Genomic DNA, 13,637 nt, shown 5'->3' with positions numbered 1-13,637 from the left:
CCAACTCGGGCGCGTCCGGCCACGACAGGTTCTCCCAGTTGATCTCGCCCACATTCGATTCGATCGCCGCCGTGAAGGCGTCCTCGATGCTGCCGACCGGCAGGTCGAGCAGCTCGCACTCCACCGGCGGCGCCCCTCGTACGCAGACGGGTCGGACGGCAGATCGGGGCCCTGAACGCCGACGACCAGCGCGGGCTGGTCCTCCCACGGCACCCCCTCGAACTCCAGCCCTCCCACTCCCCCGGAACCACCCCGCAGGCAGCGCCTTCGCGACACGCCGCGCCTCCGCGGCCGACCCGATCTTGGCGCACACGGAAACCTCGGATTACTCCAAGCGGCCGAACGCCATGAGGCGGCGCGCAGTGCTCGGAGCGAGTGCGACGTCAGGAGTACGGAAGACGGGATAAGCAGTGTCATCGGACATGCGACGACCGCGCCACGGCCCGTCATCGAAGGTCATTCGATTTGAGGGACGGTCGGCCTCGCACTCGGCCTGGCCAGCTGGCTGGCTGGCTGGCTGGCTGGCTGGCTGCGGTCGGATAGCAGGATCGCGTTGCCATGGAGTTCGCGGACACCCTGAACCAGTGGGCGGCGGCTACACCCTCATCACCGAGCCGCCGTTGGCGGAACCCCGGGGGAAGCGCGTGGTGATGCTGCGGCCGAAACCTGGTCCACGCACCCACACCGGCACGGACTCGGACGACCCAGCGGAAGCGGGTCAGTTGGAGGCCGATTGAGGCCCGTTTTCGAGCCCCCTCTGGCAGGTGCGGACTCATCCCGTACACCGACCCGTCACATTCCACCCCAGGTAGACGGCACGCAGCCCTTGGCGGCGGGGCGAGCGGCCGCCTGTGGTGGGGTGGTCCCGCTGCGGCCGGGTCGGGTCATCCCCCTGGGTGGGGTACGGGTAGGGCGGAGGAGACGGCTTGGGGATGCGGGAGGGGGCAGGGCCGGCCCGGCGTCCGGCCGGACGGATCGCCGGTCTGCGATCTGCGATCTGCGATCTACGTCGGACCATGGCTCGGCGGCCCTGGGGTGCTCTTGACGAGCCGCCCCGGGCAACGGCAGGTATTCTCGGAAAAGGAGCCCCATGGCGCGAGGCCGCCGCAGGTCGTTACGACGGCCCGTCAGCCCCGTCCGCGCTAGCCGACAGTCGACATCGAGGGTTGATTCAGGCCCGTCCGGCCGGCTGGCCGCGCCCCCTCTTGCCGCGACGCACTCGCGTCACCCGCCATGGCGAGCCCGATCCCTGATTTCCCACACACCCCGGCAGCATCTCTGCCATGGAGGGAGAGCACATGAATCGGCAACATCGTTGTGCACTGGTCGTCCCACTCCTGGCCTCCGCGATGGCCCTGCCCCCAACTATGGCGGCCCAAGCCGCTCCTTCGACCGTGCAAGCCCCTGCCGCCCCGGCATGCCAACTGCAACCCGTGGGCGGCTCCTCACCCAATGTCAACGTGGTGATCAGCGGCTTCCCGTCGAACCAAAGGATCACCATCAGCCGGACCGGCGGTAAGACGTCGCCCGCTCAGGTCGACGCGCAGGGCAACCTCAACGCGAAAAACCTGCGCGATGGAACCTACAACGTCAAACCACGCAACGGTGGTCGCGGCTCCAACGTCACGTGCAAGGATGCGCCCGCACCTGTAAGCGTCAACATCGCCGACGCCGACCTGGTCGCGACCAAACCGAACACCCCTACGGTCAATTGCAGCCAGGCGACTCCCGTGACGTTCGAGGGCACGCTCAGCGGCACGGGTACCGGTGACATCAAGGTCGTGTGGGTCAGCTCGGACACCGGTAAGCGGTCCGAGCCCATGATGAAGTTCACCGGCCCGAGCACCAAAACCCCTGCCTTCGTCGTCAACGCCCCCGCCCGCGCGAACCCCGCGGAACCCCGACCCACAGTGAAGGCCCAACTCCTGGTCCCCCGGCAGGGATCGGAGCAGGGCGTCTCGTCGGCGGTGTTCACGGTGACGCTGCATTGCGAAGCCGGCACCTGACCCGGACGCTATCGACGACACCTCAGGAGGCCCCAACGCAGGGCGTGCCAACCCACGCCCTGCGTTGGTCGTGGGAGAGTTCAACTTGATCGCCCGAACGCGCAACCGGGTCTTACCCAGCCGGCACCGGCTGAGGAACCTTTGGTCAAGGGCGGGGCCAGGTCGAACCAACCTCAAAGCCCTACGTCGGTGGCGTCACGGCGATCCGAGGGCCTCGCGGTGCGCGCCGCACCGGCCCGAGGCGAGCCGAGATCCGGCCTGTTCGTGGTTCCCGAACTACGGCTGACGCGCCGAACGGGATTCCCGATAGTGCAACCTGGCCGGGTGCACGCGTCAAGCCCGACACCCCGAGTTCGGCGGTGTGGGTGGGTGCCGATTCGACGGGGGGCCGGTCGGAGTCGGAGTCGGAGACAGCCGGCGGGGCGGTGTCAGCCCCTACGGCCGACCGTAGGGCTGGACGTTGTCGGCGCGGGAGTTGTTGTCGCTCACCCGTGCCCAACGACGGACACCGCGCACTGTGAAGCGGCAGGGCAGGCTGGGAGCGCTGCCTCAGGGCTCGCGGTCCGGCGACAGGGGGCCCTGGGGCGGGACGCGACCCCCGGCATCCCGCACGGATGGGGACGCCAGGGGCCGAGGGCGGTCCCGGCGTAGTCCAGAGCGCTCTGGGTACCGGTCCTGACCCGCGCCCCATGCCGGCGCGGACTGGGTATGACCCTAACGATCACCGGGCCGGCTCCGCAGGAATCCCGGGAATCCGGTCGAGGCGGGTGTGTTCAGCGGGCTTTCGGCGGTAAGGGCTCCAGCCGCCGAAGCGGGCCATCAAGAATGCGGGCGTGCAGCGGCGATCTTGGGGCCCCTCGCGGATGCCCGACCCGGGTCCCAGCGCCCCGCATCGGCATCGCCGTCGGCCCCCCAAGCCCCTCACGGGCATCTGGACGCCGGCCTCGGAGTTGCACTGCGGGCTGAAGCCCGCACCACCCGCGCCGCTTTCACCAAGTGCTCGGCGCGCGGACCGTGGTCAGCCGGCCATGACCTCGATCAGGAAATACGGGGCGGCTTCCGCGAGCGGGGTGACCGACGTGACGCGCAGGGCCGCCCGGCGGCACACCTCCTCGAAGTCCGCGCGGGTGCGTTCCCTGCCGCCGACGTTCACCATCATGTTGAGGTCGCTCAGGTAGGTTCCCTCGCCCTCCGCTCCGACGACCTCGGGAAGTACGGGCTCCACGATCAGAACGACGCCACCAGGCGGCAGCACCTCGCGGCAGTGGCGCAGGATCGTGACCGCTTGGGCGTCGGTCCAGTCGTGCAGGACGCTCTTCAGGAGGTACACGTCCGAGCCCCGCGGAACCGACTGGAAGAAGTCCCCGGCCATGAGGGAGCAGCGTCCCTCCAGTCCGTGCCGCGCCAGTGTCTCCGCGGCCTGCGCGATGCCGTCGGCGGTATCGAAGACGACGCCGGCGAGACCCGGGTGCGTTTCGAGGACGGCGGCCAGGAGGGTGCCGCTGCCTCCGCCGACGTCCGTGACCGAGGCGAACCGGCTGAAGTCGTAGGCGCGCGGCAGCACGGCGGCGGTCTCGGAGGCGACCTGGCTCATTGCCGCGTTGAAGTCCGTGGAGAGCGCGGGGTGTCGGGCGAGATGGCTGAAGAAGTCCGTGCCGAAGACGGAATCGAACGCGATCTCCCCCGTACGGACACTGCTGTCCAGGTGCTCCCAGGCGCGCACGATCGCCGGATCGGTGAACATGCGGACGAACGACGCGAGGGAGGCGGGGTGGCCGGTGCCGAGGAGCGCGCCCGCCGGGGTTACCGAGAACGTGTCGGGGGTGTGTTCCGCGAGCAGGCCGAGGGCGCTCAAGGCGCGCAGCAGGCGTGTCATGGGCTGGTGCGCGGTCCCGGCTCCGGCGGCCACCTCGGCCGCTGTGCGCGGCCCGTCTCCGATCAGTTCCACGACGTCCAGGCGGACCGCCGCGCGCAGGGTGTGGGCGGCCATGCTCCCGAACGCGAGCCGGACGACGAGCTCCCGGCCTGCCGGGGTCTGTGCCGCTCGGACCTCAGTGTTCATCACAGGTCTTGCTTCCTTCCTTCGATTCGACCGATCACCGACCGGTCTGGGTACTGACAGTCAGGGCTCGGTGGACGCGGTCAGGCCGGCCAGTGCACCGGGCGTGCACCCGGCGAGGGCCTGGACGTCACGGTGAAGATGGGGCTGGTCGGCATATCCACATGCCGCGGCAACGTCGCCGGCGCGCTCGCCGGCGAGGAGCGCCCGGGCGGCGTGGTCGAAGCGGACCAGCATGGCGGCGCGCTTGGGGGTCAGGCCGACCTGGGAGCTGAACCTGGCCCAGAGTCTCTTGCGGCTCCATCCGCAGGACGCGGCGAGGTCGCCGACCCGCACTCGGCCCCGGCCGGCCACGATGGCGTCCCAGGCTGCGGCGACCTCGGCCGCCATGGGTGGGGCTCCCGCGGCCCTCCGTCTGAGGAATCCGTCCGTGAGCGCGAGGCGTTCCTGCCAGGACGCGGTGTCGGCCAACTGTTCTCGCAGCAACCGGGCGTGCCGCCCCCAGAGGTCCTCGAGTCCGGTGATGGAGCCGTCCAGTTCGAGCGGGGAAACGCCCAGCAGGGCGTAGGCGGCTCGGGGTGACAATGCCACCTCGACGCATTCGACGCCCTCGCCGCGGATACGGGCCGGACCTGGCGACAGGGAGGCGACGAGACCCCTCAGTGCCCGATGCCCGGAGGCGTTCTCCACCGTGACCGGGCCGGCTCCGAGCCCGATGACGACGATCACGGCGGGCTGCGGCAGCACCCGCATGTCCAGCCCGCTGCCCGTAAGGTCCCTGAACCCGGCCATCCGTACGCCGGCGAGAGAGGTTCCGCCCAGAGGGCGGGCGACCTCCCAGCAGTCGTCAGCAGTGCGCTCCGGGGGTGTGTCCCCCGCGTCGTCTCTGGGCATGCCCCCAGACTCGCTGACATCGCGGGCCCTTGTCTTGGACGAAAGTTCCGCGGCCGCTCTGCGGTCCTGGTGAACCGGTGAGCCTTCGGGCGGCTCGGTGGTCTGCCTCCGCGAAGCGCGGGCACGGGGCTTGATGCTCCGGTCATACTTCGCGATCTGGTTCGACGGCCCACGGGGGCGACTCGCCTCAGCCGAATCGCAGAGGATGACAGATGGACGAGCGCACGGTCATGTTGAACATGCTCGCGCAGGAGTTGCGGCCGATCGAGCAGGGTGTCGAGTGGTTCGAAGCTCTGCCGGCTGAGACCCGGTTCGAGGTCCTGCAAGATCTACGCGAGTACTGCATCCAAGCCGCCGCGACGGAGGAGGACGGGCCCGAAAGCGTGCGACGCGCCGGCCTTCGGCCGACACATACCCCGGCGGTGCTGATCACGCGGGGGCAGCCGAACGTGCAGCTGCCAAAGATCATTGCTCTGCCGCAGGACGAACGCGTGAAGTCCTTTCGCCTGTTGGTCGCGCTACTGGGGGTCGCGGACGACCGTCGTCGGGAGCGATTCTGCGTCCGAGTGTGTAATCACGCCTGGCATCGGCTGGCGAGCGGAGCCGATCCGGGTACGGCCACCGCGTGATCATCAAGAGTTGTGTGGCCTTCTGCGGGCGGGCCGCTCCCTTGGCCAAGGGAGCCAGCGCCACCCGGAATGAGGTTGCCGGGCCGTCCTGCCTGTAGTGCGACGGTAATTCGCGTTGTTCGCGGCGGGTGAGCCTTCCGCCCTGGCGTCGACCGCCACACGGAAGACTCCGGGCGGTCCTCGCTGTACGCGAGTCAGGGAAAGTCGCCCCGCCACACGAACCGGCCGAAGCCCCCGTCGGCGTCCGGTTCGGCCGGCTCGTAGTCGGAGCGACCCTCCGGGCCGTACGCCCGGTGATCAGACATGAGCAGTACGAGTGTCGTGAACTGGACCCGCCGTGGCATGGCCCCCAAGGCACCGGTGCCCTCCCTGATCGCCCGTGCGCTGGGCGAACGGCTCGGCCGCCCCCTCGACGTCGCCGAGATCGGCATGCACCCGGTGCGCGAGAACGCGGACCAGACCGTTTCGCTGCACGACCGCGGCCGTTTCCGACGCCGGTCGTACGGTTTGCCACCTGTGGACGGCCGCACGGTGTCCGCATACCGATCACGCCCGGCGCCGGATGCGCGGGCCTCGTCATCATGAGCGCATGACGCACACCGAGGACAAGCACGCACACACCGACTCACCGGCGATCGCCCTGCTCAAGGAGACGGGCGCGCAGACCACCAAGCACTCAGGAGGTACGCTCCTGACCCACCTGCTGCGCGTCGAGGCACTGGTGGCCGCCTGGGGCGGACGGCCGGCGCTCCAGACCGCGGCACTGTGCCACGCCTTCTACGGCACCGACGGGCTGCCCCTGGTACTCCTGGACCTTTCCGAACGGGCACGCCTCACCGAGGCGATCGGCAAGGAGGCCGAGGAGCTCGTCTACTTCTACGCAAGCTGCGACCGCAAGGCCACCTACCCCGGCCTCGCCTCACCGGACGACGCGTCGGTGGTCTTCCGGGACCGGTTCACGGGCGCGGAGTTCACTCCGTCCCCTCAGCAGCGCCGCGACTTCGCCGAACTCACGGCAGCCAACGAACTGGACCTGGCAAAGGTGAACGCGTCCTTCCGCGAACGCAACGGGGACGGTCTGCTCGAACTGTTCACCCGCTGGTCCCCCCTGCTGTCAGAGGCGGCCCGCCGCGATGTGACCACCGTGCTCGGCTGACCTGCGCGGACACCGGCCGCCACCGCCTGCCGCACCTCACAGCCAAGACCGCCCTGGCCCGGGCCCTCGCGGCCACGGTGCCCGGCACCGCTCCGGTCCACCTCGGTACCTGCCATCACACCGACCCGGGCCTGGCCCCCAACGTGCCCCGCTTCGACGGTCCGGGTCGGGTTGTCGACTTCAGCGACCCGCTCGCCCTGTACAGCTTCCGCATCAAGGCCGTGCTCGCCGAGCACGGCGCAGCTCCGCTGGTGATCGTGGAGGGCACCTTCGCTCTCGCTTTGCCCGAGCTCGTCGCCGTTGCCACGCTGACCGTGTATGTCGGCCTCGGGGTGCGGACTCCGCCGCGCTCGCACCCCGTCCCGGTCAGGTCGTGTTCGACGGCGCCGGACGCGCTCGACCGAAGCGGTTGATCTTGGGGAACTTCGCGGTGGTGTCGCCGTAGTACTTGCGGACCAGCGGGCCGAAGCCGCCCTCCTCGTCGCCGAGGATCATCGACTTGACGACCCCCAGGCTCTTCGCCGCGGTGAACTCCTCCGGCTTCGTCTCGGGCTCCCCCGCGACCGATGCCGAGCCGCCGGCATTCGATGACACCGTCGTCTCACGCTGGGCCATGCACCATCCCGTCCACGACCTGTTCCCCGCCCTGCCTCGGCCGAAGTGGAAACGTCGTTCCTGCGGCGACGGCGCCCATGGCCCGCGCGGCCACGACTGGGCTTGTCGTGCCGCCGAAGTGGAGCGACAGTTGGCCGCGTCCGGGCACCTGCCGCACCTCGCGATCGTTGCGAAGGTTGTGATCGAATTCAAGCGCGTCACCGCGACCCTCGCAGTTGCCCTTGTCGGCGCCGCGACCCTCACCCCACCCAGTGCAGCCGCCGGTATCTCCCCGTACGAGCCCACCTACGCAGGGCCGCGCGCGGCGAGCAGCCTGGAGGCACCCGCCGGCGCGACGGTCACGGAAGGGCAGGTCAAAGAGGTCGCATCCGGGGGCGTGATCACCTATCCGAGCGTCACCAGCTGCCTCACCGTGACCGTGCGGTTGAGGAGCGGCGGCCTCGCCGGTGCTCACGCCAGTCTGTTTCGGGTACCGGGTGAACTGCGCTCCGATGAGATTCTGGGCGCGCTCAAGCAACTCGTCGGTGGGCGCCCTGTGGCCGCGATCGAGGTCAGGGGGGCCGTTGGCGCATGGCATCCGAGCTACTTCGTGAAAGCGCCGGAGAGCTACGGCGAGGGGGAGCGGGTGCCGATCCCGGAAGGCCCGGACTTCAACGGGATTGCCCAGGCGGTGTCGCGGGGTCTTGGACTGCCCCGCGGCCTTGTCACGGTCGAGGACGTGCCTGACGGGGACCAGATCATCAGGTGACGAAGCCGATCATCACGCCAAGGGGCGATACCCCCCGGGATTGCGTGGGACACCGCCGACGCCGGGTCCGCCGAGAACCTCGCCGCGGCCCGGGCCCACTACGACCTCCACGGAACGGTCTGCGCGACGCGGCACGCCACCGTGCTCGACCGGGCCGTCGGAAGTGGCTCACCAACAACCGCCGCCCCGAGGGCTGGGCAATGACCCCGTCCTCGATCGGGCCTGGAACCCCGGCCAGAAGGGCTGGACAGTGGACTGGCAACGACACCACGCGCCCACCTCGCCCAGCTCCGGGACGAAGGCGTCCTACCGGTGCCCGGACAAAAGCAGAGGCATCATCAGCTCGATCTTCTTGCCGTCGTTCATCGCACGCTGGACCAGGTGGGTCGCCGGCCGGGTCGTCTTCGCGGACGGCGTGGGCAGAAGAAGTACTCGATCGTCGCCTTCACGTACTTCGCGGGCTGCGGCGTCACCCGGGCGTGCAGGGCGTCGACCTCAGGTGCCCGCCGACCCGAACCGTTCGGACAGGAAACGGCGTGAGTGATCCGACCCACGCTCCGCCCCTGAGGGCGACACGAAGGACAGGAGTTCGGCGCCCGGCTGACCCTGCACGGGTGTGACCTCGAACAGTCGGCCGACCCTCAACACCGCAGAAGCCTTGGTCGCTGAAAACACCGTGCCGCTATCGATCCCCTGGTGCCGGTCGTGGAGCGTCTCCTTGCGGCGCTTGCACGGACCGCGGGCAGCGCCGGCGTCGGCTGCCACTCCTGGGTCGTGGGCCGGGCAGAAACAGGAAGCGGTGCGGGTCGAGCGCGAGCATGATCTCGCTCAATGCGACGGCACGTCCTGGTCGTCCTCGTCGGGGATCGCTGATGCTGCGGTTGTCGAACGGGTCGAACCCAGCGGCCTCCCGAAGGTCGCCCACACGGCGAACAGTCCCCCGTACGGGCGACTCGACGGGCACCCGCCTCCGGACGGCCGGAGGATCAGTGCGGGGACACGCGACGGGAGCCGATCAAGGATGCCGAACACCGCCGGTCGCTCGAAGAGGGCGCACATCGTCCTGTCAGGTGTGCTGCTCTTCGCCGGGGTCGTCTCGACCGGGTGCGGCGGGGACGCTCGCGACGCCGGGCAGGGGCCTGGAGCAGGGCCCCGCCCCCAGGCGGCGCGCTCCGGCAGGGTCACCATCGTCTACGAGGCCCGAACGGTCAAGCCGGAGGACCGGGAGGCCGTGGCACTGATCCGGAACTCCCGCGTGCTGGAGCGTACGGCCGACTGGGTGAACAGATCACTCACCCTCCCGCACGACATGGTCGTGAAGGTCACCGCCGCCGTGCCGCCAGGCGTCACCGACCCCGTCACCCAGCCCGACGGCAGGACGATCTTCGTCCCGCCACCGTTCCTGACCGAGATCGAGAAGGCCCTCGCCGACGTCGTGAAGACCGTCGAACGGCCCGCCCCGTTCCCCGCGTCCGAGTACAACACCGACGACCTGACCGTGCTGTCCACCGAATTCATCTTCGGCCACGAGATGGGCCATGCCCTGCAGCGCCAGCTCCTCCTGGCAAACCTCGGTCTCGAAGAGGACGCGGCGGACGGCTTCGCGTCCTTCTACACCGTCAACGAGGTCGGGGCGGGCCCGTCGCTGGCCGCCGCGATCCTCTTCGACGAGATCGCACGCAAGGAAGGCACGCCGACCCTGGAGGGCATGTCGAGCGACCACCCCGTCACCCAGCAGCGCGCCTTCAACTTCCTGTGCTACCTGGAGGGCAGCGACCCGAAGAAGTACCAGCAGTCCCTGGTCGACAGCGGCTATCTCCCGAAGACCCGCGCCCCCCTCTGCCCACAGGCGTGGGCCATGCTGGACTACGGCTGGTGGACCCAGCTCCAACCCCACTTCAGCGGGGCGTTCAGGGCCCAGGGTGCCGAGGAGCAGAAGAAGGCGCACGGGCGGCTGGTCGCGGAGACACAGGCTCTGGCGAAGCACATCGACGAGATCCGCAGCGGTCAATGAGGTCAAAGACGCCTACCCCGTCGATCTCGTACGCGTAGTCGTGCAGCAGGGTTCCGGGGACCACCGCGGGATCGGCGCCGAGGCGGTGTGCAACGCTCCACACCGCGAGCCCGGAAAGGCTCAGTGGTTCGGGCGCCGTGGGGCGCGAGGGCATGACCGGCCAGTCGGATCGTTGCTTGAAGGCCGGCACCACCGTGTCGCCGACACGGATCTCACCATGGCCGATGGTGCCGTCCTCCACCGGAACCCGTGCGATCTCCTCGCCACCGAACGCGGCAGTGATGAAGTCGAGCAGCGCACCGGTGTCATCGGTGACCACCCACGGTGCGACGCTGGTGTACCCCTCGGGCGCGGTGTACCTCATCAGGCTCGTCCTCTCCTACGGTCCCTCGCGATGCGACGACCCGGCCGTGGTCCCCTCGCGAATCTCGCGCCGAGGCGGGAGCGGGCCCACTGAGCGTTTCTGGGTGCCGAACTGCGGGTCCTGCGCTCCGCGATCTTGGTCAACAGAGTGTCCGGATGCGCGCCGATCTTGTTCCGGACGATCCATTGGGACTGGAGGGCGGCGCGGCGCCTGCCGCGTCGCACCACGAACTGAGTATCGACCGACATGGCGGACACGGCCTGGCTCGCAGACGTCCGGCGTACGCGAGAGCGCCCGCGCGGGAAGGATCCGCGCGGGCGCTCGGTGTCGGCAGGTCAGGACAGGCGCGTGATCCGCGCCGTGAACGACGGCGCGACGAGGGCCGAACCGAACGCGACCGGCACGCTCTTGGCCCCGGCGCCGTCGCCGACCGTCAGCACGCCCACCACGGCGCCCGCCTTCGCCTCGCGCGGCAGCGACTTCGCACCACCCCCGGGGCTCGCGCCGGTGCCGAGGGTCAAACGGAGCCGCTGGCCCGGGACACCGCTCGCCGCGACGTCGTTCGTCGCGACGAGCGGCGTCGAACCGCCGAGGCCGTCGGAGACATGGCCCACGAGCTGCCCCTTGCGGATGACCGGTGTCGAGGCGAGGGCCGCCCGCACGGCCTCGATCACCTTGCGGCTGTTCTCCTTCACCAGGAGCAGGCTGTTCGCCCCGTCCTCGTCCGGGCCGTCCACGTGCTGGTCCATCATCGTGCCGAGGATCAGCGCGGTCTGGTCCCCGACCGTCTTGTACGCCGCCCACATCAGCGTTCCGCCCGCCGGGGTGCTCGAACCGGTCTTGATGCCCTTGATGCTCAGGCCGTCCGCGAGCAGCAGATTGCCGTTGTTGTTGATGAGCGGCTCGGGCAGACCCTCGATGGAGGCCTGGGGCAGGGCGACGACCGCGCGGAACGCGTCCTCCTTCATCACCGCCTCGGCCAGCTTGAGCTGGTCGGCGGCGGTGCTGACGGTGCCGGCGTCCAGACCGCTGGGGTCCGTGTACGTCGTGTCGTTCATGCCGAGCTCCTTGGCGGCGGCGTTCATCTTCGCGACGAACGCGGCCTCGGAGTCGGAACCTGTGTCCCAACGGGCCAACAGGCGGGCGATGTTGTTGCCCGATGGGATCATCAGCATCTTCAGCATGTCCGACTGGCTGTACTTCGACCCCTGCTTCAGCCCCTGAATGCGGGACTCGTGCTCGGCCATGCCGTCCGCCACCGTCTTGGCGTCCACCTCGATCCGCGGACCGGAATCGTTCTTGCGCAGCGGATGCCCCTTGAGGACCACGTACGCGGTCATCACCTTGGCCACGCTGGCCGTGGGCACCGGCTTCTGCTCACCGAAGACGCCGACGTCCCCGGAGCCCGAGACGCGCACGGCGGCCTGCCCCTTCGCCGGCCAGGGAAGCGTCGTCGTACCGTCGACGACGTGCTCGTCCCGAACCCCGACGAGCTGCGGCTCGGGCAGCGGACGCAGCAACTGCACACCGGCCGCCGAAGCGGCGAGCAGCAGCACGATCGGTGTCCACACCTTGACGCGACGCGTGAGGGTACGGCGCGGCGTCTCCGGCGGGGGAACGGTGTTGGTCAGCTCGGCCAACAACTCCTGGGGAGGCAAGGGGGCCTCGCGCGTCATCTCCGCAGGGGGCTGGAGCTGGTGCTGAGGCCGGGGTTTGGCCTCGGGCTCGGGGGCGCGCGTGGCTTCGGGCTTCGGGGCGGGCTTCGGAGCGAGGTCCTTGAGGGAGAGGAACTCGCTCGTGTGCTCGGCGTCGTGCTCGACGGTGGCGGCGGTGCCGTCGTCGTCGATGTCACCCTTCGGGGCCTCGGACTCCTCCGCGATCTCCGGAGTCTCGGGGGTGGCTTCATCGGCCTTCGCGACCCTCTCGGGTTCCGCGGGCTCATCGGTGTCCCGTTCCGTCTCCTCGTCCGGCTCTGACTCCGCGGTGGTGTCGGCGTCGCTCGCGGGTGCGGCATCCGACGCCTCCGGCTCGTCGCCCTCCGATCCGGCGCCCTCCGGTTCGGCATCCGACCCCAGCCCGGAAACGGCTTCCGGTTCGGTTTCCGTACCGGACTCGCCCGTGGTCCCTGGCTCCCGCTCGGACTCCGACTTCGGCGACGTCTCCGACGCGCATTCCGTCGCTTCTTCTCTCCCTCCCGAAACATCACCCTTGTGCGAGGGCTCCACCATCGGCTCCTCGTCACCCTTCGCGCCCTCGACCCCGGCCGGCTCATCCGATTCCGATTCCGATTCCGCATCCGCATCCGCATCCGCATCCGGAGCGTCCTCGAAGATGGGTTCCGATTCATCGGTCTCCAGGTCCGGGTCCGGCGCCTCGGCGTCCGCCGCGGGGGTGACCGGTCGTTTGGGGTCGAACCCTCGATCCTCGTGCTTCTCCCCCACGGCGGGAGCCTCCTCCGGCTTCCGCCCCTTCACACCCGCGCCCGCCACCGTCTCCGCGTCCATCCCGCGCCCCACCTTGCTCTTGCATCCGGCCCGCGCCGGTTCTTCGGCGACATCAAGGGCCTTCAAATGGCCCTCCGTTGACGTAAAGGTCCGCGACGGCCTGCGCGTTCCGTCCCTCAGCGACTGTGACGGTTCGGTCACATTCCGCCGATTTGACGTGCCGTCATCTGTCCGCAGCCCGTCACGCAGGCCAAACGGGCCCTGCGGCTCGGTGTGCCGGGTGCCGGAGCGTGAAGGGCTCGTCGAACCGCGCCCCGGCGCGGCCTCCTTCGTATGACGCTCGCTCTCCCGCCCCGAGGCGACGGCCGATTCGCCTCCGCGCCCCGCCGTCACCGCCTGGATGCGGCGGTCCGACCCACGCTCCGACCCTGAGGGCGACACGCCTCGGACGGGAGTTCGACGGCCGGCCGACCCTGCACGGGTACGACCTCGAACCGCCGGCCGACCCGCAGCACCGCAGGTGCCTTGGTCGCTGCCGGCCCCGGCCGTACCCCGCCGGACCTGGTGGTGGGCGGGACCCGCTCGGGAGGATCCCTCCGGGCCGAGCGACTCCTGGAGGCTCACGGGCGTGACCCTGTCGGGGGGGGGGGGGGGGGGGGGGGGGGGGGGGGGGGGGGGGGGGGGGGGGGGGGGGGGGGGGGGGGGGGG

The 13,637-nt window shown here is 70.1% G+C and carries 11 protein-coding genes and 2 pseudogenes; 8 read left to right on the top strand and 5 right to left on the bottom strand.

Annotated elements, in window-relative coordinates; genetic code table 11:
- Positions 1-1,460 precede the first annotated feature (1,460 nt).
- Positions 1,461-2,006 (top strand): hypothetical protein, encoded by a 546-nt coding sequence (locus tag NOD94_RS35980; RefSeq protein WP_281210433.1) that lies wholly within the window; start codon positions 1,461-1,463, stop codon positions 2,004-2,006.
- 1,018 nt (positions 2,007-3,024) lie between these two features.
- Here the strand turns inward: NOD94_RS35980 and NOD94_RS35975 are convergent.
- Together NOD94_RS35975 and NOD94_RS35970 are read right to left on the bottom strand one after the other, a co-directional pair.
- Positions 3,025-4,071 carry a methyltransferase gene (locus NOD94_RS35975; RefSeq protein WP_281210432.1) on the bottom strand — a complete coding sequence of 349 codons (1,047 nt, stop codon included), beginning with the start codon at positions 4,069-4,071 and terminating at the stop codon, positions 3,025-3,027.
- Between the two features lie 57 nt (positions 4,072-4,128).
- Complete coding sequence (locus tag NOD94_RS35970; protein WP_281210431.1) at positions 4,129-4,959, bottom strand: helix-turn-helix transcriptional regulator; 831 nt, start codon at positions 4,957-4,959, stop codon at positions 4,129-4,131.
- A 212-nt stretch (positions 4,960-5,171) separates the two neighbouring features.
- On the opposite strand from NOD94_RS35970, the gene NOD94_RS35965 reads away from it, so the two are divergent.
- The 4 genes from NOD94_RS35965 to NOD94_RS35950 all read left to right on the top strand — a co-directional run bounded on the left by NOD94_RS35965 (position 5,172) and on the right by NOD94_RS35950 (position 7,157).
- Positions 5,172-5,588 carry a DUF5958 family protein gene (locus NOD94_RS35965; RefSeq protein ID WP_281210430.1) on the top strand — a complete coding sequence of 139 codons (417 nt, stop codon included), beginning with the start codon at positions 5,172-5,174 and terminating at the stop codon, positions 5,586-5,588.
- Between the two features lie 303 nt (positions 5,589-5,891).
- Positions 5,892-6,173, top strand: a complete 282-nt coding sequence (locus tag NOD94_RS35960; RefSeq protein WP_281210429.1) for a hypothetical protein — start codon at positions 5,892-5,894, stop codon at positions 6,171-6,173.
- 4 nt (positions 6,174-6,177) lie between these two features.
- Complete coding sequence (locus NOD94_RS35955) at positions 6,178-6,744, top strand: DUF6817 domain-containing protein (protein WP_281210428.1); 567 nt, start codon at positions 6,178-6,180, stop codon at positions 6,742-6,744.
- Between the two features lie 77 nt (positions 6,745-6,821).
- Positions 6,822-7,157 (top strand): hypothetical protein, encoded by a 336-nt coding sequence (locus tag NOD94_RS35950; RefSeq protein WP_281210436.1) that lies wholly within the window; start codon positions 6,822-6,824, stop codon positions 7,155-7,157.
- Here the strand turns inward: NOD94_RS35950 and NOD94_RS35945 are convergent.
- Positions 7,111-7,359, bottom strand: coding sequence for a hypothetical protein (locus NOD94_RS35945; RefSeq protein ID WP_281210435.1), 249 nt, complete (start codon positions 7,357-7,359; stop codon positions 7,111-7,113). The genes NOD94_RS35950 and NOD94_RS35945 overlap by 47 nt on opposite strands.
- On the opposite strand from NOD94_RS35945, the pseudogene NOD94_RS35940 reads away from it, so the two are divergent.
- From NOD94_RS35940 to NOD94_RS35930, 3 genes and pseudogenes are all read left to right on the top strand, one after another.
- Positions 7,334-7,459: pseudogene (locus tag NOD94_RS35940) on the top strand (IS701 family transposase); the annotation flags it as partial. The gene NOD94_RS35945 and the pseudogene NOD94_RS35940 overlap by 26 nt on opposite strands.
- Before the next feature lie 18 nt (positions 7,460-7,477).
- Complete coding sequence (locus NOD94_RS35935; protein WP_281210434.1) at positions 7,478-8,107, top strand: hypothetical protein; 630 nt, start codon at positions 7,478-7,480, stop codon at positions 8,105-8,107.
- Between the two features lie 1,021 nt (positions 8,108-9,128).
- A complete protein-coding gene (locus NOD94_RS35930) occupies positions 9,129-10,121 on the top strand; it encodes a DUF4344 domain-containing metallopeptidase (RefSeq protein WP_281210427.1) in 993 nt (330 codons plus the stop codon).
- 145 nt (positions 10,122-10,266) lie between these two features.
- Here the strand turns inward: NOD94_RS35930 and NOD94_RS35925 are convergent.
- Together NOD94_RS35925 and NOD94_RS35920 are read right to left on the bottom strand one after the other, a co-directional pair.
- A pseudogene (locus tag NOD94_RS35925) lies at positions 10,267-10,485 on the bottom strand (VOC family protein); the annotation flags it as partial.
- A gap of 335 nt (positions 10,486-10,820) precedes the next feature.
- Positions 10,821-12,989 (bottom strand): serine hydrolase, encoded by a 2,169-nt coding sequence (locus tag NOD94_RS35920; protein WP_281210426.1) that lies wholly within the window; start codon positions 12,987-12,989, stop codon positions 10,821-10,823.
- Between the last annotated feature and the right edge of the window lie 648 nt (positions 12,990-13,637).

Origin of the sequence: Streptomyces sp. Isolate_45, assembly GCF_024721315.2 — a bacterium.
Classification (GTDB): domain Bacteria; phylum Actinomycetota; class Actinomycetes; order Streptomycetales; family Streptomycetaceae; genus Streptomyces.
This window is presented reverse-complemented; position numbering and strand designations above follow the sequence as displayed.

Coding starts and splice junctions, on each gene's coding strand:
- NOD94_RS35970 (WP_281210431.1), bottom strand. CDS start 4,959: ATGCCCAGAGACGACGCGGGGGACACACCCCCGGAGCGCACTGCTGAC.
- NOD94_RS35965 (WP_281210430.1), top strand. CDS start 5,172: ATGGACGAGCGCACGGTCATGTTGAACATGCTCGCGCAGGAGTTGCGG.
- NOD94_RS35960 (WP_281210429.1), top strand. CDS start 5,892: ATGAGCAGTACGAGTGTCGTGAACTGGACCCGCCGTGGCATGGCCCCC.
- NOD94_RS35955 (WP_281210428.1), top strand. CDS start 6,178: ATGACGCACACCGAGGACAAGCACGCACACACCGACTCACCGGCGATC.
- NOD94_RS35945 (WP_281210435.1), bottom strand. CDS start 7,359: ATGGCCCAGCGTGAGACGACGGTGTCATCGAATGCCGGCGGCTCGGCA.
- NOD94_RS35930 (WP_281210427.1), top strand. CDS start 9,129: ATGCCGAACACCGCCGGTCGCTCGAAGAGGGCGCACATCGTCCTGTCA.
- NOD94_RS35920 (WP_281210426.1), bottom strand. CDS start 12,989: ATGGACGCGGAGACGGTGGCGGGCGCGGGTGTGAAGGGGCGGAAGCCG.